This is a genomic window from Rhizobium sp. ZPR4 (genome assembly GCF_040215725.1).
Classification (GTDB): domain Bacteria; phylum Pseudomonadota; class Alphaproteobacteria; order Rhizobiales; family Rhizobiaceae; genus Rhizobium; species Rhizobium rhizogenes_D.
The window spans coordinates 351,517-370,389 of sequence record NZ_CP157969.1 but is presented as its reverse complement, the minus strand read 5'-3'; the positions used below and the strand labels follow the sequence as shown (position 1 = coordinate 370,389).

The window sequence follows — 18,873 nt, the reverse complement described above, 5'->3', positions numbered from 1 at the left end:
AATCCTGATTTGGAGGACACGATAAAATCCACTCTTGGAATTTATGAAACTGCGTAGTATCGTAATTCATGAATAACGATACCGTCAAGGACTGTAATTGAGATGACCGAAAATAGTCGGAGCCGGCGTGGCCGGCCCGCCAATGAGGCGCTTGGCCAAACCATTGTCGACACCGCAGGCGAACTCTTTGCAGAATTGGGTTTTCAAGCGACGACATTGGACAAGGTCGCCCAGCGAGCGAAGATATCGAAGCTCAGCATTTACAGGCACTTCGAGAACAAAGAGGCGCTGTTTGGCGCGGCCTTTGCGGCCCGCTGCCAGCAGTTAATCCCACAGGCCCTTTTTGAGGGCGTCGATGGCTCGGCCGAGGATCAGCTTATGGCGGTGGGATCATCGCTGCTTCGCACGCTGCTGCGCCCAGACGTCCGCAACGTCGAAGCCATGGTCATGGCCGACACGCCGAGCCAAAAGTCGTTGAGCAAGGTCCATTACGAAGCCGGCCCCGCCCATATCGTCGCCCAAATCGAGGCCTTGCTGTGTCAGTTGCACGCGAAGGCGGTTCTGAACGTGCCCGATCCTCTCCGGTCCGCCCGCTTGTTTGCCGCGCTTTTCAAAGGATGCGATCTCCTGATTGTCGCACGCTTCGATGATTCGAGAGCAGAGGACGACAACGAAATCGAATCCTATTGCCGGTCGGCCGTCGCCATGTTCATCGCCGCGCATAGAGGTAGCGACCACGCGGTCGGATAGCCGGGACGAGACCGTGAAGAGCCACTTGCTAGATATTTTAGGCGCTCGCACTGTCCCAGCGCGACATCGTTGTCCGCTTTGGGACCGATATCGTTGAGAAAGGAAGGGGCTGGACGCTCGACCGTCTGAAAGAGGAGGGTTTCCCGACAAGAATTCTATCGGCTGTCGACGCTTTGACCCGGCGGCCGGACGAAGCAGACGATCAATTCATCCATCGCGCGGCAACGAATGCGCTGGCTCTGGTCGTCAAGCGGGCCGACCTCGAGGACAACCTTTGGCAAAGCCAGCGGATTGGAAAGGGTGCCGCAAAATATCGGCACGGCTTGGACATCCTCATCGAAATGACGAGCAGAAAATAGGAGGTCGTCTTCGGCGGCAGCTCGGCTTCCGATCCCGAGAGCGAACCGCTTGCGACATTCAAGGATCGCGACCGAAATCCTTCCGGAGTTCGATCTTTGCCTTTTCCAGTGTTGCACGACGGGATTTCGAAAGCTGATCCCCGGCACGGTTGATATAGAAGTTCAACATCGACATGGCGGATCGAAACGGGCTGGATTTGCGGCGGTTGCTGTTTTCGGCGGATTCCTTGAGTGAATCGGCGATTTTTTTGGCGCTGCGCTCATTGAATATACCTTCCCTCAGGTCCATGGCATCGCTGTTCTCAGTGACATGTTGTGACCATTTCTTCGATTTGCCTTTAGGCATTGCTGCGCTCCTTGTTGAAATTCGCGGCATTATCGACAACCCCGAGAGGCTATGTTTGCCGGTTGAAATCCGAACAAGCGAGTTGCCCTCATGTTCCAGGTCACGGGCGCAAACGTCGACATCGAGCCGTACATTTCCCTCGGACAATCTTGAAGAGACGACAGGCAACATTAGTTTTGTGCCCAGAACCTGTCGCGCCCGACCGAAACAATGGTTGCCGAGGGAGCTGCCGATTGAGCGAAACCGAATATGAGCTTCGCTATGCGTCCTGGCATAAGGATGCGGTCATCTACCAACTCCATGTGAAGTCGTTCTTCGACGCCAATGGGGATGGATTTGGCGATTTCGCCGGTTTGACGCAGAAGTTGGATTATCTGGTATCGCTTGGCGTCAATACGATCTGGCTCCTGCCGTTCTATCCATCTCCTCGCCGCGACGACGGCTATGACGTGCTCGACTATGAGAGCATCAGCCCGGAATTCGGCACCCTTGACGATTTCAAGAGTTTTGTGGATGCCGCCCATGCCCGCAAGGTGCGCGTCATTACCGAACTGGTCCTCAACCATACCTCCGATCAGCATCCCTGGTTTCAGCGTGCCAGACACGCACCGGCCGGGTCGCCGGAGCGGGATTTCTACGTCTGGTCCGAGACGGACGACAAGTTCGCCGAAACGCGGATCATTTTCGTCGATAGCGAGCGATCCAACTGGACCTGGGACCCGGTTGCAGACGCCTATTTCTGGCATCGCTTCTACTGCCATCAGCCGGATCTGAACTATCACAACCCAGCGGTCATCGAAGCGGTTTTGGATATCATGCGCTTCTGGCTGGATCTCGGGGTCGATGGGTTTCGCCTCGATGCCGTCCCGTATCTGGTTGAGCGAGAGAACACCAGTAACGAGAACCTTCCTGAAACACACAGGCTGCTCAAGCGGATCAGAAAAACGCTCGAAATCAGCTATCCAGGTATCATTCTCCTTGCGGAGGCGAACCAATGGCCAGACCAGGCTCGGGACTATTTCGGAGCCGGGGACGAATGCCATATGGCGTTCCACTTCCCACTGATGCCGCGGATATTCATGGCGGTTGCGACACGAAATTCCGAGCCGATCATTACCATGGTGCAGCAAACGCATGGCATCCCTGAGGATTGCCAGTGGGCCATCTTTCTCCGAAACCATGACGAGCTGACCTTGGAAATGGTCACCGAAGACGAGCGCAATTTTCTGTGGGATACGTATGCCTCCGATAAGCGCGCCCGGCTGAATCTCGGCATCAGGCGTCGCCTGTCGCCGCTGATGGATCAGGACCGGCGTCGCGTCGAGCTTCTGCACATGCTGTTGTTTTCCTTGCCGGGCAGTCCGGTGCTCTACTATGGCGACGAGATCGGCATGGGCGACAATATCGATTTGGGCGATCGAGATGGTGTTCGCACGCCGATGCAATGGTCCAGCGGCAGGAATGCCGGATTTTCCAGCGGTAATCCAAAGACTCTTGCGCTACCGCCCATCGAGGATGCCCGGTTCGGTTTGCAGGTGATCAACGTCGCCGCACAGGAGAACGATCCGCATTCCCTTCTGAATTGGGTCCGTCGCATCCTGGCGATCCGGTCGGGGCATCATGCCTTCGCAAAGGGAGCGATTCACTTTGTCTGCAGCGACAACCCTGCCGTTATCGCGTATGTCAGAGAGCATCGCGGGGAACGCATTCTTTGCGTTGCGAACCTTTCGAATATTGCGCAGGCCGCCATGCTCGACCTGCGTCAATATACCGGTAGAACTCCCAGGGAGTTGTTCGGGAAAGCGACATTTCCAGCCGTGGGCAAACTTGACTATCCGATTATGTTTCAGCCCTATGGGTATTTCTGGCTCCAGTTGCAGCCTTGATCGAAGTTGGCCTTCCAGCGACCGAACTATGGTCGCTTCGCACACCTCAACGGAAACTTATTTCTCATTCGGGTTGTCGTTGATCTTTCTTGGTGCTGCGCTCTGCGCAAAAGGCTCTTTGCCATCAGCCCAATCAATTTGCCCTTCATAAAAAAGGCTGAGAGCCCTCCGTTCTTCCTCAGGCATGTCACGGCTAAAAGAGCCGATGGCGGTTACGGCGGCAAGCTGATGAAGTTTGACAAAGTCGATCACACCGCTTCGGTAAAGCTTGATAAGCTCCGCCGCAAAGGCTTCACGGTTCACTTCGTTGAAGTTGAACCACGGCTGAGCGATCACGACATCGAAAATTCTTTGTAGACTGTCGATTTCCTCTGGCCGAAGAATGCCCTCGACAAGGTGATGATAGCGGCGCATTTGGTCCCTCCCGCCATAGGCCATGGCAAACGAAAGCCCGGCGATCCCTATCGTCATAGATAGACGCGCTTCGTCGGTGCGAACAAGCACAAGATCGTCGTTCGCGCATATATGATCTATGAGCGGATAGTAGCAGGCTTTTGCTGCTTTGCTGCGCGTGATTTGGACGCCGGCCACGAATTCAGGAAACTACGCGAAAGGGCGCCCATGCTCACGGTGCTCCACAATTGCCAAGTAGCGCAACATCGGCCGATCTTGGGGCCGCCCTCTTTATCAGAGGTCAAGTTGCCTTTCGGTATGGTCTACTGTCCTCCAACAGCCGCAAAAGCAGGTTCCCTTTTTTCTGGCGATGAACAAGATCGATATCGCTGACAAGCTTTGCGCCACCTTCATGGCGCTCCAGCGTAATCTTGCGGCTATGGAAAGCTTCCAACTCGGCTCGATGTGCGACGCTGATAATGGTGACCTTGGGCAATTCGCGGATCACCATCTCCATCATCTTGTCCTGGCTCTTCTCATCGAGGGCTGAAGTTGCCTCATCCAGCACGATGATATCGGGATCGTGTAGCAGAAGACGCGCAAAGGCGAGCCTTTGCTTTTCGCCACCCGACAGCGTCTGGTCCCACGGCGCGTCTTCCTCGATCTTATCGTTCAGATAGTCGAGACCGACCTTCTCAACGGCGGACTTGATCTCGTCCAGCGTCCAGTCTTCGGCCGCACGTGGATAGGCGACGGCCCGGCGAAGCGTGCCCGACGGTATATAAGGCCGCTGGGGCAACATGAACAATCGGCTATCGGGATGGACGTTGACGTTGCCATGACCCCACGGCCAGAGACCGGAAATTGCCCGTATCAGCGTGCTTTTGCCCGTGCCAGACTCTCCGGCAACCAAAACACGTTCGCCCGGATCGATCTCTACCTCCGTTTCCTTGACCACGGAGGTGCCGTCGTCCAGCGTTACGGAGAGATCGTTGAGGCGTAGCATCGCTTCGCCTTCGGTTTCACCGTGTTTGATGCGTCCGAGGGAATCGCTCTTTTCAGCGCGCTCCAATCCGTCAAGCGACGTCATGAGCGAGGCGACGCGGTGCGCCGACGCGTTCCAGTCGGCAAGGCGCGGATAGTTGTCGACCAGCCATCCGAATGCGGTCTGAACGATGGCGAAGGCGGAGGCAGCCTGCATGACCTGACCGAGCGTCATGCTGCCTTCGAGAAATTTCGGCGCGCAAAGCAGGATGGGCACAACAGGTGCAATCAACATGGACACCTGCGACACAAGGGTCGTGCGCATATATTGGTGGGCGAGCAGCGCCCACTGTTTCAGGACATTGCCGAAGGTCCGCTCGAGGTCATTGCGCTCCTCCTCTTCACCGCCGAGCAATGCGATGCTCTCACCGTTTTCGCGGACATGCGTCAGCGTGTAGCGAAATTCGGCTTCCACCTGGTTCTTGACCTCGGAAACTTCGACGAAATGGCGGCCGATGACAGCCATCGAGGTGGACGTGATGACGGCGTAGAGGACCGCGGTGACGACGAGAAAGCCTGGGATTGTAAAAACTGAACCGGCGATCTGGAAGGTCAGCGCGCCGCCGATGGTCCAAAGCACCACGATGAAGGTCGTAGCTGACACGAAGGCGGAGATAACGCCGGCGATGAAATCGACCGGGGATTCCGTGGCGATCCGTAAATCCTCAGAGAGACGTGCCTCGGGGTTCTTGTGGTCGTCACCGCCGATGAGATTCAGTTGATAATAACGGCCGTTGTCGAGCCATCTGGCGATGAGAGCGGTCGTGAGCCAGAAACGCCATCGTCTTTGGATCATCATGCGAACGTAGACCTGTATCGTCACGAGCGCGACACTGCCGAGCACCAGCGGTGGGAACACGACACTTAGGAAATAGACCGTATGAGCGTTGCGCTGCTCGATGGCGTCAAAAATCGAGCGGTTCCAGATATTGATCCCATATTGAAAGCATACGTTGAGGGCGATTAACGAAAGCAGTCCGATCGAGCAAGGCCAGGCAAGGCGGTCGCCACGGCGGCTCCAATAGCCGCGCGCGCTGATCCAGAAACGCGTGAGAAGATAGCTTTTCCGTGCCCGCTCGGTTTCCTCGGGGGTCAAATCGGGGTCGGGTTCGACTATATCTGGCGGCAGCTCGACCTCGGCAGTCGAACTCTTCTCTTGGGGCGACCTCTCTACATCAGCCGACTTGGTATCGTCGGCCAATTTCGGACTGGATTTAGCATCAGTCATAAGCACAAAAACGGGCCAAAATTCAAAAAGTTTCACCGTTCGAATGATGAACGCGTCCTGTCGACAGATTGTGTGATGGTTCAGGGAACCGTCGACCGCAAATAGCGTTTCAAAGTCAGGAGGAATTTATTATGTGCCCGCAAACGCCGATCACAGGCTCAGTCTTCGCACCTGCGCTTGGGCTACCGAATCCGATACAATACTATCCCGAGCAATCGCCACGTCTTCCGGCTTCAGAGAGCGAAAAGAAGGCGTATGAACAGGGAGTCGAGGCTGGAAAATGCGAAGCGGAAAACAGAAAGAACCCTTATCCCGAGAATAGCGAACAGGCCAAGGCTTACGAGCATGGCTACCTCGACGGTCAGAAAATCCGGTTCGAAGATATATCGTGACGACTAAAGATCGCAGTAGCGTATTCGGCTTCGGCATTTCTAGCAATGAGTCGATGTATTGGCTGCTCCGCTGCCGGGCTCCCCTATCGTCGAGCACGGTAGCGGGAACATAAAACGTATCTGCTTGTTGGATCGCCACGCGTCCTGATGACGCCCAACAAGCGGAGATGGATCATGGCAAAGACAGTTGGCGATTTCATTGTGCAGCGCCTTTACGATTGGGGCGTGCGGCGCATTTTCGGTTATCCCGGAGACGGCATCAACGGTCTCTTTGGCGCATTGAACCGGGCCAACGGCAAAATAGAGTTCATTCAGGCCCGTCATGAGGAAATGGCCGCCTTCATGGCATCGGCCTATGCCAAGTTCTCGGGCGAGCTCGGCGTATGCATCGCGACCTCCGGGCCCGGCGCCACTCACCTGGTGACTGGCCTTTATGATGCAAGACTGGATCATCAGCCCGTGCTGGCGCTCGTTGGCCAGCAGGCTCGTCGCGCGATCGGCGGCCACTACCAGCAAGAGGTGGATCTTGCCTCGCTTTTCAAGGACGTCGCGGGCGATTTCGTCGATCAGGCGTCTGCCCCCTCGCAGGTGCGTCACCTGATCGACCGGGCAGCACGCATCGCCCTTGCAAACAAAACCGTCACCGCTGTCATCCTGCCGAATGACCTTCAGGAAATCCGTTATGAGACGCCGCCGCGCAAACATGGCTCGGTCATGTCAGGCATTGGCTATGTCGCGCCTAGAACCGTGCCACATGAGATCGATCTGAAACGTGCCGCGTCGGTCTTGAATGCCGGAAAGAGGGTTGCGATGCTCGTTGGTGCCGGCGCCCTCGGTGCCACCGAAGAGGTGATCGCGGTTGCCGATCGATTGGGGGCAGGGGTGGCGAAAGCCCTGCTCGGCAAGGCGGTCCTGCCGGATGATCTCGCCTGGGTCACCGGCTCAATCGGACTTCTGGGCACCGAACCGTCCTGGGATTTGATGCGGGACTGCGATACGCTGCTGATGGTTGGTTCCGGGTTTCCCTATTCGGAATTCCTGCCGGAAGAAGGCGATGCACACGGCGTTCAGATCGATATCCGGCCCGACATGCTTTCGCTGCGCTATCCCATGGACGTGAACCTTGTCGGCGATGCGCGGGAAACCTTGCAGGCTCTCCTGCCACTCCTTGAGCAGAAGCAGGATCTTTCATGGCGCAAGGAGATCGAGGAAAGGGTCGGCGAATGGTGGCGGACGCTGGAGGCGAGAGCCCATGTCGAAGCCAATCCCGTCAATCCGCAGTGCGTCGTCTGGGAACTGTCACCCCGTCTTCCCGACGGGGTCATCGTCACCAGTGATTCCGGCTCGTGCGCCAACTGGTATGCCCGCGATCTTCGATTGCGGCGTGGCATGATGGCGTCGCTTTCCGGCGGCCTTGCGTCCATGGGAGCGGCGGTCCCTTACGCGATCGCCGCCAAGGTGGCCCATCCCGATCGTGCCGTCATCGCTCTCGTTGGCGATGGGGCGATGCAGATGAACAATATGGCGGAGCTGATCACCGTGACGAAATACTGGCGGAGCTGGCCCGATCCCCGAATGATCGTCTGCGTCTTCAACAACGAGGATCTCAATCAGGTGACATGGGAGCAACGCGTCATGGAAGGCGATCCTAAATTCGAAGCATCGCAGCGTATTCCCGACGTTCCCTATCATCGCTTTGCCGATATGATCGGCCTGCATGGCATATTTGTCGATCGACCAGAGGCGTTGGGGCCAGCGTGGGACGAGGCGCTCGCTTCGGAGCGGCCCGTCGTGCTCGAGGTCAAGACCGATCCGGAGGCGCCACCGATGCCGCCGCACATCACCTTTGAGCAGATGCGCAATCTGAGTGCTGCCTTGTTGAAAGGAGACCCCGAGGAGAGCGGTGTCGTCAAAGGTACTTTGAGGCAAGCGCTCAGCGCCTTCCTTCCGGGGTGCCGATAGTTATTGAATAATCGAAAAGCCGGAAGAGACGCTGCTCCGAATCGCAGCAGCGGCTAGGCGCCAAACTAAAGACTGTCTCGGTTGGCGCGCAGCGGGCTTTTCGCATCCACGGAACCCGCTTCATCAATCGGCGTTATTCGAGCATGAACCGGATGCTATCCAAAGTCGGTGTTGCCGCGGCGGCGGCGGAAGCGAAGCTCACGTCCGCTTTGATTTACATTCCCTGCCTTGACGTCGGCATTACCAGAAAGCCGGGAAAGCATGGATTTCTCTACTATTCGCCTGGCGGTCGCCGGATTGTGGGCCGTTCCGAGGTCGCGCGCTTGGACGCATTGGCGATACCTCCTGCCTATACGGACGTCGTGATTTCCACGAATCCTCTGTCCCATCTTCAGGCTATTGGAACGGATGCGCGCGGTCGCAAACAATATCGCTATCATCCGGATTGGCAGTCCGAACGAGACCGCGCGAAGTTCGACCGTCTCGTGGATTTCGCGGGCGGCCTTCCGGATCTCCGGCAGCGGGTGGATAGAGATTTGCGCTCCCGAGGTCTGACTATGGAAAAGGCTCTGGCGACCGTCGTCTGGATGCTGGACAATCTTTACATTCGGATCGGCAATGCGGCATACGCCGAAGCAAATCGATCATACGGGCTCACCACACTCAAAAGCCGGCATGTGCAGGTGGAAGGTTCAGCAGTCAAATTTCGCTTTAAGGGCAAATCCGGCAAGGAATGGAATCTGGTCCACTACGACCGCCGCATCGCCAATGTCGTGCGATGCCTGCAGGAACTGCCGGGACAGCAGCTTTTCAAATATATCTGCGATGAAAACGACTGCCGCCAGATCTCGTCACAGGACGTCAACGCCTACATTCAGGAGACAGTTGGGACTGACTTCAGCTCGCGCCAGTTCAGGACCTGGGGCGCGACCTGCATGGCTGTCGCGATTTTGGCTCCCCTCGACGTCGAGGCCTCCGGGCGGGCGATAGCGCGCCAAATCAATGATGCGGCCGATGCGGTGGCCTCAAGACTCGTCAACACCCGTTCCGTCTGCAAGTCCTCCTACATCCACCCGGCGGTCTTCGAAGACTTCAGGGCGGGCGTGCTTGGTGATGTCCTCAAGTTTAGGACAAGGAGCGAACGGCTTTCGCAGTGGATGGATTTGGAGGAAATTCGGGTTCACCGATGGCTCAAGAACCGGACGACAGACCGCGTCCTTCCGCATAGCTGAACGACACCTGCCGATCAGAGGGCTCGGCAGGTGTCGCCCTGGTCGCCGACGGAGGCATTATCGGCGACATCAAGGATGCGCGGCAATCAAGCAAGCATTCGAATACGGGGCTCGCGGTCCCAATATCGCTTGGAAGCTGCCCCGATGAAGGAGCCGAGATCCACGATGCCGGCATCAGGTTGAATGCCGGCCTTATCGAACAGCGGTTTGGCTGCCGCGTCATGGCCGATCGCCTTCAAGTGCCCAAATGCGTCCATCACCCATTGTATGGCCGCTCCCTCGTTCATCAAGGACGCTGCTCCTTCCTTGGAAAGGATGACGGCGATTGCGTCGAAAAGTTGCGATGGCGAACCGAGCAATTGACCGTCAGCGCGGATCGTATTGCCGTCGGAAAGTTTCGTTTCCCCGACTTTCGGCGCCACGATGAAGGGTTTTGCCTTGGCAGCGTTCAGGGCAACGACGAGATCGGAGATCGCCTTGGCGTCGCTTCCCGCGGCGATCAGGATTCCGATCTCGCGCCCTTCCAACGTCTCTTTCATGTTCCTGTGAATGGAGAGGGCCATAGATGCATCGAGTTCGATCGGTTCGCGCGCCGGCGAGTTCCTGGTCGGCCCGACAAGCCCCAGGCCCGCGGCAACCCGACCGGCGAGGCTGGTGTCAACATTCATCAGGTTTCCGACCATGCGTGGCGGCACATGCTGCAATTGTACCTTTGACAATTCGAAGACGAAGGCTGATGCGATGTGAGCCTGCTCGGACGGTGTCTGAGATTTCCAAAAGAGACGCGCTTGGCTGTAATGATCGGCAAAGAGTTCGGCGCGCACGCGCAGCTTGTCGCCGTGTTCACTTTCATCTGCCTGATGCTCATAGGTACCGAAACCCGTCACCGGACATTCGCGCGGTCCGCCGTTTTCGCCGTTCTCACCAAGGCTGTTCGGTTCGTAATTGGCGCGGCCTTTCGGGATCTGCATTTGCATCTGCCCATCGCGCTGGAAATTCATGACGGGGCATTTGGGGGCGTTGATCGGCAACTGATGGAAATTGGCTGTCCCGAGACGGGATTTCTGCGTATCGAGATAGCTGAACAGACGCCCCTGCAGCAGGGGATCGTTGGTGAAATCGACCCCCGGCACAATGTTGGCCGGGCAGAACGCCACCTGTTCGGTCTCGGCAAAGAAATTGTCGGGATTGCGATCAAGGACGAGGCGCCCGACCATTCTCAGCGGCAGAACTTCTTCGGGAATGATCTTGGTGGGGTCCAGAACATCGTAGGGAAGGCTTTCGGCAAAGGCTTCATCGAATAGCTGCAGACCCAATTCCCATTCCGGGAAATGTCCGGCGGCGATCGCCTCGAAGAGATCGCGGCGATGATAGTCATTGTCGGCCGCCTGCAACTTCAGCGCCTCGTCCCAGACCAGCGATTGAATCCCGAGTTTCGGCCTCCAGTGAAACTTTACAAATGTCGACTTGCCCGCTTCGTTGACGAAGCGAAAAGTGTGAACGCCGAATCCTTGCATCATGCGTAGCGAGCGGGGAATGGCGCGATCCGACATCGCCCACATCAGCATATGTGTGGATTCCGACATCAACGACGCCCAGTCCCAGAAGGTGTCATGTGCAGAGGCCGCCTGCGGATAGGCTCTGTCGGCTTCCATCTTCACGGCATGGACGAGGTCTGGAAACTTCATCGCATCCTGAATGAAGAACACTGGGATATTGTTGCCGACCAGGTCCCAATTGCCGTGCTTGGTATAGAACTTCACCGCAAAGCCGCGGACATCGCGCGGTGTGTCCACTGAGCCGGCGCCGCCGGCAACGGTGGAGAAACGGACGAAAACCGGCGTTTTTTCGCCTTTGCGCTGAAAAAGATCGGCGCTCGTGATGTCCGAAAGCGGCTCATAGAGCTCGAAGAAGCCATGCGCGGCCGAACCGCGGGCATGCACGATCCTTTCGGGAATGCGCTCGTGGTCGAAATGGAAGATCTTTTCACGCAGGATGAAGTCTTCAAGCAGCGTCGGGCCGCGTGTACCGGATTTCAGGCTGTTCTGATTGTCCGAAACCCGGATGCCCTGATTGGTCGTCAGGTGCTCCGTGCCGTCATGAGGACCGCTTTCGGGGATGTGCTGATGTGTCTCGCCGCCGCTGCCGCGTGAAGTTTCGAAGCGCTTTTCCGTCGCCATGATATCCTCCTTTTGCCGCCGGAACCGCTGACCGAACCTCTCCCGGTCCGTAATGTTCCTGCTGTCTGGAGGTTGACGACCGGCAATCTCAAAGCTCGATCAGTGCGATGCCGAGATCGCTTTGATGTCGACGATGCAGCTCAACTGGCGTTTCGACGATGGTTGCTTCCAAGGTCGGGTGCACGATGCCTTCGAGGAAGTGACCGCCGAGCGTTGAACCATCCTTGAGGCCGAGGACAGCATGGAGATGGAGGCTCGCCTTGCCATCATCGCCCATCGCAATATCACCGATCAGGCTGAGTACCTCGCATTGCTCGGCAACGGGGATCTTGCGGTAGCTGCGACCGGCAAAATCGAACCAGCCGACGGTCGCCCTTTCAAAGGCACCGATTGCGGTGATCGAAGCCGCGGTCAAACCCTGTTCGGTTGCGAATGCGGCAAGCGTGGAGAATGCCTCTTCATTCGTGTCGAGAACGACGACATAGGTCCTTTGCCCATTTTGAAGTTCGATCTTCTTATGATGCATGGCATCGCCTCCATGTTGGCTATCACGATTTGCGCGTGCCGAGGCTGCTCCTGCCGTTGATGGCAGCCCCGGCACATTCATTTGCCGACCTCAGGAAGCATCGCAAGGTCGACGGGTTGAAACAAAGTCGGGGCTCGAAGGTTCCGCTGGGTGACACAATGCCTTCTTGGTCGAGAATTCTACATTGCGACAGGAACCGTGAGGCCTTGCGAAGGTTAGAGGGCAAATGATCCGAGCGAAACCACCCGACAAGGAGGAAACGCATGTCCACATATCCGAAACCGCCATTTTCGTCACAGCAGCAGCCCATGCCAGGCTGTACGGCTGCCATGCGCCCGACGCCCGATCATGGCGAAAGGACGTATCGCGGATCGGGCAGGCTTGCTGGCAAGAAGGCTGTCATCACCGGCGGTGACAGCGGCATCGGCCGCGCGGTCGCGATCGCCTTTGCGCGCGAGGGCGCCGATATCCTGATCGCTTATCTGAGTGAGGACGACGATGCTCGCGAGACCGAAAAATGGGTCGAGGATGCCGGCCGCAAGGCTGTATTGGTGGCCGGGGATATTCAGGGGCCCACCCATTGCCGAGACATCATCGAAAAGGCGGTGACTGAACTTGGAGGGATCGACATTCTTGTCAACAATGCCGCGCATCAGGCGACATTTCACGATATCGGCGATATCACTGACGAGGAGTGGGAACTGACCTTCAAGGTCAATATCCATGCGATGTTCTATCTGACCAAGGCGGCCGTACCGCACATGAAACCGGGCAGCGCCATCATCAATACGGCGTCGATCAACTCGGATACTCCGAACCCGACTTTGCTCGCCTATGCCACGACGAAAGGGGCTATCCAGAATTTCACCGCCGGGCTGGCGCAATTGCTCGCGGAAAAGCACATTCGCGCCAATGCCGTCGCGCCCGGACCTATCTGGACGCCACTGATCCCGTCTACGATGACGTCGGAGGCGGTCGAGAATTTTGGAAAACAGGTGCCGATGAAGCGACCAGGTCAACCGGCTGAACTGGCGACGACCTATGTCATGCTCGCCGATCCGCTCTCCAGCTATGTTTCCGGCGCCACCATCGCCGTCACCGGAGGCAAGCCTATCCTTTGATTTCGGCCAAGGTGCTCATTGCAGGAACATTCCGGGCGGGAAGCGGTTCGATCTGTCGGTTCGCTGATGACGTAGATCATCCATAGCTTCCAGCGAAAAGATGACAGGAGGAAATGATGAACAGCAGACCACCACCGGTTCCCGAGGAAAATCGAAGCGATAAGGGTGTCGGCGATCATGCCAAACCATCGATATCCGATCCCCATAAGCCTGACATGTCCGTCGATCCCGACAAGAAGGGTCAGCAGGGAAATAGCAGGATCAACACCAGCCACCAGGGCCATCAACAGGATCGATAGGGAGGTGCCAATGTCCACGTCGACCAAAACACCAGCCAGCATTCGCCAGGGCGGTCCCGGAGCATCCCATGAAAATGCCAAGGCGCCCTTGAACATTTCTAAGCCGCCGGCCGAGCCCGACAAGCGAGACCGCAGCAAGGTTTCGGGCGGAGGCGGCGAACGGGATCGCCATCATAGCCACGATCCCAAGCGCAAAGGTGGCAAATAGGCGAGCTAGGGTTGAGTTTCCGCTCATTTCGAAGCCGAGCGGAATCCCGATGCCTCAATTCAGCCCGGGCCAGCTTGAACCGGCGGCCCGTTGGATTCCTCGTCGGGAGTTTGAGTTCAGGATTCGCCGTGGCCTCCAACGTTCCGGGTGTTCGCCCGGAACAAAACATATCAATAAATGTTTGGCGGGTGCTCTCTCGCAGGAATAAATATTGGAGACGCCGACATGGTCGATCAAGATCTTCGGGCTATCGATCCGCTTCCACATCGCCCCATTCACTCGCTCATCATTCCAATCCCAATGGTTTGTTTCCTCGGGACATTGGCAACGGACCTGGCTTACTGGGGAACGGCTGAAATGATGTGGGCGGACGCTTCCGCTTGGCTGCTTGCAGTTGGCTTTCTGTTCGGTTTTTTTGCCATAATTGCCATGATCATCGATGCCCTCGGCCGGCGCCTTTCCCCGATGCGCGGGCCAGTTTGGCTATATTCGATCTCTAATGCCTTTATCCTTGTTCTGTCGTTCTTCAATGCGCTGGTTCACAGCAGGGATGCATGGACTTCCGTCGTTCCGACCGGCCTTATCCTTTCATCCCTGGTGGTCGTGCTCGTCCTTTTTAGCGGCTGGATAAGGCAGGCATTGATTTACCGCAGAGGTCCAGGAGTTGAAAGATGAACATCAGGACAGGTAAACCAACTGCGCCTCTCTCCTTCGCTGCGCTTATCTGCGGCACAATCCTCACGCTTTCTGGCTGCAGTCAGAACGAACAGGATCCGAAGGATCAGGTCGGACCAAATCCAATACTGCCGGCACAGACACAATATCTCATCCCGCCAATGCATGTCGCCAAGGTGATCGGCTGGCAAAACGGCGAAAAGCCGCAGGTAGCAGAAGGGCTGCAGATCAAGGCGCTGGCGACGGGATTGAAGCATCCGCGTTCGGTTTATGTGCTGCCGAACGGCGATGTTCTTGCCGTGGAATCCATAGCGCCGCCGGCGGCGTCGTTCAAACGCCCCAAGGATCTGATCATGGGCTGGATCGAGTCGATGGCGACATCTGCCGGCAACAACGAAGGAAGCAACCGCATAACCTTGTTGCGCGATGCCGATGGGGATGGGGTTGCCGAAACGAAGAGCGTTTTTCTTGATCATCTCGACTCCCCTTTCGGCGTTGCTCTTGTCGGTAGCGACCTTTATGTCGCGGAGACAGACAAGATCGTGCGTTATCCGTATAAGACAGGGGAGACGAGCATCCCCGATCCGGGAACAAAACTTACCGATTTGCCAGGTGGTCCGATTGATCACCATTGGACCAAGAGCCTTGTCGCGAGCCCCGATGGGTCGCTGCTTTATGTCGGTGTCGGATCGAACAGCAATATCACCGAAAACGGCATACAGGCCGAAATGGACCGTGCCTCCATCTGGGAGGTTGACAGAGAAACGGGTCGCCATCGCATCTTCGCAGATGGGTTGAGAAATCCGAATGGTCTTTCCTTCGAGCCGCAGACGCACGCCCTCTGGGCGGTCGTCAACGAGCGCGATGAACTAGGTCCCAATCTCGTGCCCGATTATATGACTTCGGTGAAGGAGGGCGGTTTCTACGGCTGGCCTTATAGCTATTTTGGCAAGAATGTCGATCCGAGGGTCATGCCGCAACGACCAGATCTGGTTGCGAAGGCGATCGTTCCGGATTACGCGCTGAGTTCGCATGTCGCGCCTCTGGGCATGGCCTTCTATACCGGTACCAGTTTGCCAGAGGCATATCACGGCGGTGCCTTCGTCGGGGAGCATGGGAGCTGGAATCGCCAGCAATTCAACGGCTATAAGGTCGTCTTCGTGCCATTCGCCGAGGGTCGACCCAAAGGCCTTCCGCAAGATGTCGTGACCGGCTTTTTGAATGCCGACAACGAGGCGAGGGGCAGGCCGGTAGGCCTGGCGGTCGAGAAAGCCGGCGCTTTGTTGATTGCCGACGACGTCGGTAACACGGTTTGGCGCGTTGCTCCGGTAGCGCCGTGAATCCGATCATCGGCAATGTCGGAAAGGGAAGGCCTAGCTCGCGTCCCGTGGGTGTCGGTAGGCCGTTGCTGAACAGCAATCCTCGGCTGGATGTGCGGTTTGATGTGAAGAAGGATCAGGCCATGCTGATGCCGGGCTAGTCTCACCGCAGCGAAGACCGCTTTGACAGGTATCAACCACTGCGTCGTAATTTTCCGGTTTGAGAAATGTGGGGTCCGACTGACTTATCAGCGGCCCTCGCGCGCCATCCTTTTCCGCATGACTTTGCGATGTCTATTGACAGCTTGCGCCTTTTCCCGAATACGTCGCTCCGACGGTTTTTCGTAGGCGCGCCGTTCCTTCATTTCCCGGAACAGACCCTCGCGCTGCATCTTTCGTTTCAGCACCTTGAGCGCCTGCTCTACATTGTTGTCTCTTACGAGAACCAGCATCTTGTTCTCCTTATTATCGCCAATGGTAAGTGGATGGTCGTCAACCGAGTTGCTCGGCGATCAGCTTTTGAAGCTCGCTGCGGGTCAGCAAACAGGGATAGGGCTTCCAGTTTTTGCTGTCAGGCCTCTTGTCAGCCTCACCGAGCTCACGCGGTTTCGCCGCCGCGGACGCGGCAATTAGGTTTGGTTTGTTCAATAGAATCTCCTCAGCCGGCCCTTGGGCCAGCCTTGAAGTCAACGGATAGTGGAAACGCCCGTCACATTATCGAACGGAGGGCAAAGAACGGACCGCTTAAAGGACCAGGGCGATTAAGGCCTAGTCGGCCATTGCAGTGCAACGGAGGAGAGGAGCCGTAGTTCTCGCAAAAGTAGATGGATATCGAATGGCGATGCTACAAGGACCAGCCACTTACCTGCAAGCGCCCCTAGCCGTTCTTCCGGGGGCGTCCGCCCTTGGCACCGTTAGTACGGCTTGCCTCGATCTTTGCGGCTGATCGGGATTGGCCGCCTCGGCGCTGCGCGTCCATGAACTTCGCGGTCCCGAAGATGCCGTTCATCAGTCCGGCGATGGTGAAATCCACGTCCAGGCTTTCCCAGTGCAGTCCGGTCTCGCCGAGAAGCTCGACCTCCGCCAACTGCGCAACGGTCGCATTCTCCAAGCCCTGGATCGATCGGGCGGGCACCATGAACGCAGCGCCGTTGGTGAAATCCACGACGATGCGGCCGGATGTTTCATCGAATCGGGCTGATGCCGGGATCGGCGCGCGGGCGCGTTCCGCCTCCCCCTTCAGGGTAGCGTCTCGGTAGTGGCGATCTTCAAAGGTAACTTCACCCATGGATGCTCTCCCATTTCTCGATGAACAGGCGCTTGTTCGCCTGGACAATGGCAAGGGCGACGCTCAAATCCCGCTTCTTCATTCCCCGGTTCGATAACACGGTGAGATCAAGGATATTGATGCGGGCTTCCCCATCTCCATAGACATGGGTGTGCGCCGGTTCGTGGTCATCCGTGTAAATGACAAATCGCATTCCTGCTTCGCGGAGAACGGTGACCATGCTCCAAAATAACCTAACAACTTGGGTTTTTCAAGAGCGGTAAGGCACTCGACTGCCAGCTTTTGAACGCGAAATGGCACCGACGAAGCTTTGCGGTGATGTGGAACCGCCTCACAAATCGATTCCACATTTGAGTAAGTGGCTGGGCTAGAAGGAGGCACCATTTTTCCGAACTTCTATGACACGCGAGGCCGCATGTCATACATCTGGCGGAATATGGGAATCAACGCTGATCGTTTTGAGATTATTGTGAACCTTGACGACACCAGGGGTAGACAGCCCGAGAGCTTCCGCCTGTTCGGCAACCGCCTGCGTTTCGACGCTGCCTTCTAATGTTACGACACCGCTATCTGCATGAACCTCAATGCTGTCTGCATCGATGTCCTTGCTCTCAATGAGCCGCTCGGTAATCGTCGCTTCCAGTTCATCGTCATCGATGCGGCTGGGTGGAAGTGGCCCAATCGTGTGGGCCGTATCTTCTTCGAGCCCGTCCGCGTCTGCGGTATCCCCAATCACGCCCGAATTGGGTTCCTCGTCAAAATTTGCCGGGGTGGTGCCATATCCCCGCTTTTCCGGATCGGGCGAACTCAAACCGCTCTCATCCGAATACGGCCAGCCATCGCGATTGTCGCGATCCTGATAGTCGCGATAATCCTCTTCTCGTGGCAGGATTTTGGATTTGCGAGGCTGCGTCATAGCCACTCTCCTTTTCTCCAACTCAATAAACCGGATAGCTCGAATTTTGTTTCACAGATGGCCATATGCGGATTTGCCGATCTGCTAGTGGTGCTTGAAATACTGCACCTCACGCTCATGCTTCTCGGCCGCCTCTCGGCTCTTGAAGGTTCCGAGGTTTTTGCGCTTATGCGTCTTGGGATCGACCTTGCGCGAGTAAAGACGATATTCGCCCGATTTTAGTTTGCGGATCATGGCAGCTTCTCCTTCCAGGGATATAACTTCCAGGAGTAGCTCAGGTTCCGAGCGAGCCGAGGTCGCTGACTATACAGTTTGTGTCCAAAGGCGGAACGTGGGGAACGTCACGTTCATGAAATAGTCGCGTACTGGCTTGCGATTGTCTGATGAACTCGGGATCGCCGCTCAACCGCTGCCGTAGACCCCACCGCAGAAGGCTGGACGAAAGTTGCACGTGGTTTAGCCATTTAGACAGCTGAAAAACCGTCGTATCCGCAGTAGATTTCAGGGACTGACTTCTAGAGTGGGAGAGATGCGGTTAGGAGCGCCGGGCGCTCGTCGGCAACTGTGCTGGATCAGGCGGTTCGACTCCGCGACCGCAACCACATCGCAGTTGACGACCTGGGCGGCAATTCCAGGCAGTCTGCGCTCCGCCCGGATGCGGTGCAAACACAATGTGAAGTGCCGCCATATGAGCAGGACAAGATGCTCGCGACCCGGCGCCCCCGTTCTGATTTGACGTTCCGGCTAAA

20 protein-coding genes and 2 pseudogenes are annotated in these 18,873 nt (G+C 56.9%); 11 read left to right on the top strand and 11 right to left on the bottom strand.

Annotation, left to right across the window (positions count from 1 at the left end):
• Nucleotides 1-102 precede the first annotated feature (102 nt).
• Both ABOK31_RS29550 and ABOK31_RS29545 read left to right on the top strand, forming a co-directional pair.
• Nucleotides 103-750, top strand: coding sequence for a TetR/AcrR family transcriptional regulator (locus tag ABOK31_RS29550; RefSeq protein WP_349962478.1), 648 nt, complete (start codon nucleotides 103-105; stop codon nucleotides 748-750).
• 86 nt (nucleotides 751-836) lie between these two features.
• Nucleotides 837-1,109, top strand: a pseudogene (locus ABOK31_RS29545) (metal-dependent phosphohydrolase); the annotation flags it as partial.
• A gap of 58 nt (nucleotides 1,110-1,167) precedes the next feature.
• On the opposite strand, the gene ABOK31_RS29540 reads toward ABOK31_RS29545, so the two are convergent.
• Nucleotides 1,168-1,455: a DUF3175 domain-containing protein gene (locus ABOK31_RS29540; RefSeq protein WP_349962476.1), complete on the bottom strand. Its 288-nt coding sequence runs from the start codon at nucleotides 1,453-1,455 to the stop codon at nucleotides 1,168-1,170.
• A 233-nt stretch (nucleotides 1,456-1,688) separates the two neighbouring features.
• Here ABOK31_RS29540 and treS point away from each other — a divergent pair.
• Nucleotides 1,689-3,335 (top strand): annotated as a pseudogene (treS, locus tag ABOK31_RS29535) (maltose alpha-D-glucosyltransferase); the annotation flags it as partial.
• 63 nt (nucleotides 3,336-3,398) lie between these two features.
• Here the strand turns inward: treS and ABOK31_RS29530 are convergent.
• Together ABOK31_RS29530 and ABOK31_RS29525 are read right to left on the bottom strand one after the other, a co-directional pair.
• Nucleotides 3,399-3,755 (bottom strand): hypothetical protein, encoded by a 357-nt coding sequence (locus ABOK31_RS29530; RefSeq protein ID WP_349962474.1) that lies wholly within the window; start codon nucleotides 3,753-3,755, stop codon nucleotides 3,399-3,401.
• A 280-nt stretch (nucleotides 3,756-4,035) separates the two neighbouring features.
• Nucleotides 4,036-6,006, bottom strand: coding sequence for an ABC transporter ATP-binding protein/permease (locus tag ABOK31_RS29525; protein ID WP_349962472.1), 1,971 nt, complete (start codon nucleotides 6,004-6,006; stop codon nucleotides 4,036-4,038).
• A 131-nt stretch (nucleotides 6,007-6,137) separates the two neighbouring features.
• On the opposite strand from ABOK31_RS29525, the gene ABOK31_RS29520 reads away from it, so the two are divergent.
• From ABOK31_RS29520 to ABOK31_RS29510, 3 genes are all read left to right on the top strand, one after another.
• Entirely contained in the window at nucleotides 6,138-6,398 is a 261-nt protein-coding gene (locus ABOK31_RS29520) for a hypothetical protein (RefSeq protein ID WP_174172246.1), read from the top strand.
• 174 nt (nucleotides 6,399-6,572) lie between these two features.
• The gene (locus tag ABOK31_RS29515) at nucleotides 6,573-8,360 is read left to right on the top strand and encodes a thiamine pyrophosphate-requiring protein (protein WP_349962470.1); all 1,788 of its coding nucleotides are present in this window, start codon (nucleotides 6,573-6,575) and stop codon (nucleotides 8,358-8,360) included.
• 143 nt (nucleotides 8,361-8,503) lie between these two features.
• Nucleotides 8,504-9,592 (top strand): DNA topoisomerase IB, encoded by a 1,089-nt coding sequence (locus tag ABOK31_RS29510; RefSeq protein ID WP_349962469.1) that lies wholly within the window; start codon nucleotides 8,504-8,506, stop codon nucleotides 9,590-9,592.
• A gap of 86 nt (nucleotides 9,593-9,678) precedes the next feature.
• Here the strand turns inward: ABOK31_RS29510 and ABOK31_RS29505 are convergent, their stop codons facing one another.
• Complete coding sequence (locus ABOK31_RS29505; RefSeq protein WP_349962467.1) at nucleotides 9,679-11,772, bottom strand: catalase; 2,094 nt, start codon at nucleotides 11,770-11,772, stop codon at nucleotides 9,679-9,681.
• An 88-nt stretch (nucleotides 11,773-11,860) separates the two neighbouring features.
• Nucleotides 11,861-12,298, bottom strand: a complete 438-nt coding sequence (locus ABOK31_RS29500; RefSeq protein WP_349962465.1) for a PPC domain-containing DNA-binding protein — start codon at nucleotides 12,296-12,298, stop codon at nucleotides 11,861-11,863.
• Between the two features lie 263 nt (nucleotides 12,299-12,561).
• Here ABOK31_RS29500 and ABOK31_RS29495 point away from each other — a divergent pair, with 263 nt between their 5' ends.
• From ABOK31_RS29495 to ABOK31_RS29475, 5 genes are all read left to right on the top strand, one after another.
• Nucleotides 12,562-13,419 (top strand): SDR family oxidoreductase, encoded by an 858-nt coding sequence (locus ABOK31_RS29495; RefSeq protein WP_349962463.1) that lies wholly within the window; start codon nucleotides 12,562-12,564, stop codon nucleotides 13,417-13,419.
• A gap of 116 nt (nucleotides 13,420-13,535) precedes the next feature.
• Nucleotides 13,536-13,718 (top strand): hypothetical protein, encoded by a 183-nt coding sequence (locus tag ABOK31_RS29490; RefSeq protein WP_234910211.1) that lies wholly within the window; start codon nucleotides 13,536-13,538, stop codon nucleotides 13,716-13,718.
• Nucleotides 13,719-13,728: 10 nt separating this feature from the next.
• Nucleotides 13,729-13,926 (top strand): hypothetical protein, encoded by a 198-nt coding sequence (locus tag ABOK31_RS29485; RefSeq protein WP_174172252.1) that lies wholly within the window; start codon nucleotides 13,729-13,731, stop codon nucleotides 13,924-13,926.
• A 225-nt stretch (nucleotides 13,927-14,151) separates the two neighbouring features.
• Nucleotides 14,152-14,601, top strand: coding sequence for a DUF2231 domain-containing protein (locus ABOK31_RS29480; protein ID WP_349962461.1), 450 nt, complete (start codon nucleotides 14,152-14,154; stop codon nucleotides 14,599-14,601).
• A complete protein-coding gene (locus ABOK31_RS29475) occupies nucleotides 14,598-15,941 on the top strand; it encodes a sorbosone dehydrogenase family protein (protein WP_349962459.1) in 1,344 nt (447 codons plus the stop codon). Before ABOK31_RS29480 ends, ABOK31_RS29475 begins: the two co-directional genes overlap by 4 nt.
• Nucleotides 15,942-16,168: 227 nt before the next feature.
• On the opposite strand, the gene rpsU is transcribed toward ABOK31_RS29475, so the two are convergent.
• From rpsU to ABOK31_RS29445, 6 genes are all read right to left on the bottom strand, one after another.
• Nucleotides 16,169-16,372: a 30S ribosomal protein S21 gene (gene rpsU, locus ABOK31_RS29470; protein ID WP_349962458.1), complete on the bottom strand. Its 204-nt coding sequence runs from the start codon at nucleotides 16,370-16,372 to the stop codon at nucleotides 16,169-16,171.
• 40 nt (nucleotides 16,373-16,412) lie between these two features.
• Complete coding sequence (locus ABOK31_RS29465; protein ID WP_350019316.1) at nucleotides 16,413-16,568, bottom strand: hypothetical protein; 156 nt, start codon at nucleotides 16,566-16,568, stop codon at nucleotides 16,413-16,415.
• A 229-nt stretch (nucleotides 16,569-16,797) separates the two neighbouring features.
• On the bottom strand, nucleotides 16,798-17,208 hold the full coding sequence (locus ABOK31_RS29460) for a DUF2442 domain-containing protein (protein ID WP_349962456.1): 411 nt from the start codon (nucleotides 17,206-17,208) through the stop codon (nucleotides 16,798-16,800).
• Nucleotides 17,201-17,428 (bottom strand): DUF4160 domain-containing protein, encoded by a 228-nt coding sequence (locus ABOK31_RS29455; RefSeq protein ID WP_349962454.1) that lies wholly within the window; start codon nucleotides 17,426-17,428, stop codon nucleotides 17,201-17,203. The genes ABOK31_RS29460 and ABOK31_RS29455 overlap by 8 nt, the downstream gene beginning before the upstream one ends.
• A gap of 198 nt (nucleotides 17,429-17,626) precedes the next feature.
• Entirely contained in the window at nucleotides 17,627-18,124 is a 498-nt protein-coding gene (locus tag ABOK31_RS29450) for a BON domain-containing protein (protein WP_349962452.1), read from the bottom strand.
• A gap of 84 nt (nucleotides 18,125-18,208) precedes the next feature.
• Nucleotides 18,209-18,358 (bottom strand): hypothetical protein, encoded by a 150-nt coding sequence (locus tag ABOK31_RS29445; RefSeq protein WP_016553206.1) that lies wholly within the window; start codon nucleotides 18,356-18,358, stop codon nucleotides 18,209-18,211.
• Between the last annotated feature and the right edge of the window lie 515 nt (nucleotides 18,359-18,873).

What these genes read in the sequence shown, in the direction of transcription:
- ABOK31_RS29460 (WP_349962456.1), bottom strand. Translation starts at nt 17,208, where the DNA reads ATGGGTGAAGTTACCTTTGAAGATCGCCACTACCGAGACGCTACCCTG.
- ABOK31_RS29520 (WP_174172246.1), top strand. Translation starts at nt 6,138, where the DNA reads ATGTGCCCGCAAACGCCGATCACAGGCTCAGTCTTCGCACCTGCGCTT.
- ABOK31_RS29540 (WP_349962476.1), bottom strand. Translation starts at nt 1,455, where the DNA reads ATGCCTAAAGGCAAATCGAAGAAATGGTCACAACATGTCACTGAGAAC.
- ABOK31_RS29445 (WP_016553206.1), bottom strand. Translation starts at nt 18,358, where the DNA reads ATGATCCGCAAACTAAAATCGGGCGAATATCGTCTTTACTCGCGCAAG.
- ABOK31_RS29500 (WP_349962465.1), bottom strand. Translation starts at nt 12,298, where the DNA reads ATGCATCATAAGAAGATCGAACTTCAAAATGGGCAAAGGACCTATGTC.
- ABOK31_RS29475 (WP_349962459.1), top strand. Translation starts at nt 14,598, where the DNA reads ATGAACATCAGGACAGGTAAACCAACTGCGCCTCTCTCCTTCGCTGCG.
- ABOK31_RS29480 (WP_349962461.1), top strand. Translation starts at nt 14,152, where the DNA reads ATGGTCGATCAAGATCTTCGGGCTATCGATCCGCTTCCACATCGCCCC.
- ABOK31_RS29550 (WP_349962478.1), top strand. Translation starts at nt 103, where the DNA reads ATGACCGAAAATAGTCGGAGCCGGCGTGGCCGGCCCGCCAATGAGGCG.
- ABOK31_RS29450 (WP_349962452.1), bottom strand. Translation starts at nt 18,124, where the DNA reads ATGACGCAGCCTCGCAAATCCAAAATCCTGCCACGAGAAGAGGATTAT.
- ABOK31_RS29510 (WP_349962469.1), top strand. Translation starts at nt 8,504, where the DNA reads ATGAACCGGATGCTATCCAAAGTCGGTGTTGCCGCGGCGGCGGCGGAA.
- ABOK31_RS29490 (WP_234910211.1), top strand. Translation starts at nt 13,536, where the DNA reads ATGAACAGCAGACCACCACCGGTTCCCGAGGAAAATCGAAGCGATAAG.
- ABOK31_RS29525 (WP_349962472.1), bottom strand. Translation starts at nt 6,006, where the DNA reads ATGACTGATGCTAAATCCAGTCCGAAATTGGCCGACGATACCAAGTCG.
- ABOK31_RS29495 (WP_349962463.1), top strand. Translation starts at nt 12,562, where the DNA reads ATGTCCACATATCCGAAACCGCCATTTTCGTCACAGCAGCAGCCCATG.
- ABOK31_RS29505 (WP_349962467.1), bottom strand. Translation starts at nt 11,772, where the DNA reads ATGGCGACGGAAAAGCGCTTCGAAACTTCACGCGGCAGCGGCGGCGAG.
- ABOK31_RS29485 (WP_174172252.1), top strand. Translation starts at nt 13,729, where the DNA reads ATGTCCACGTCGACCAAAACACCAGCCAGCATTCGCCAGGGCGGTCCC.
- ABOK31_RS29530 (WP_349962474.1), bottom strand. Translation starts at nt 3,755, where the DNA reads ATGCGCCGCTATCATCACCTTGTCGAGGGCATTCTTCGGCCAGAGGAA.
- ABOK31_RS29455 (WP_349962454.1), bottom strand. Translation starts at nt 17,428, where the DNA reads ATGGTCACCGTTCTCCGCGAAGCAGGAATGCGATTTGTCATTTACACG.
- rpsU (WP_349962458.1), bottom strand. Translation starts at nt 16,372, where the DNA reads ATGCTGGTTCTCGTAAGAGACAACAATGTAGAGCAGGCGCTCAAGGTG.
- ABOK31_RS29515 (WP_349962470.1), top strand. Translation starts at nt 6,573, where the DNA reads ATGGCAAAGACAGTTGGCGATTTCATTGTGCAGCGCCTTTACGATTGG.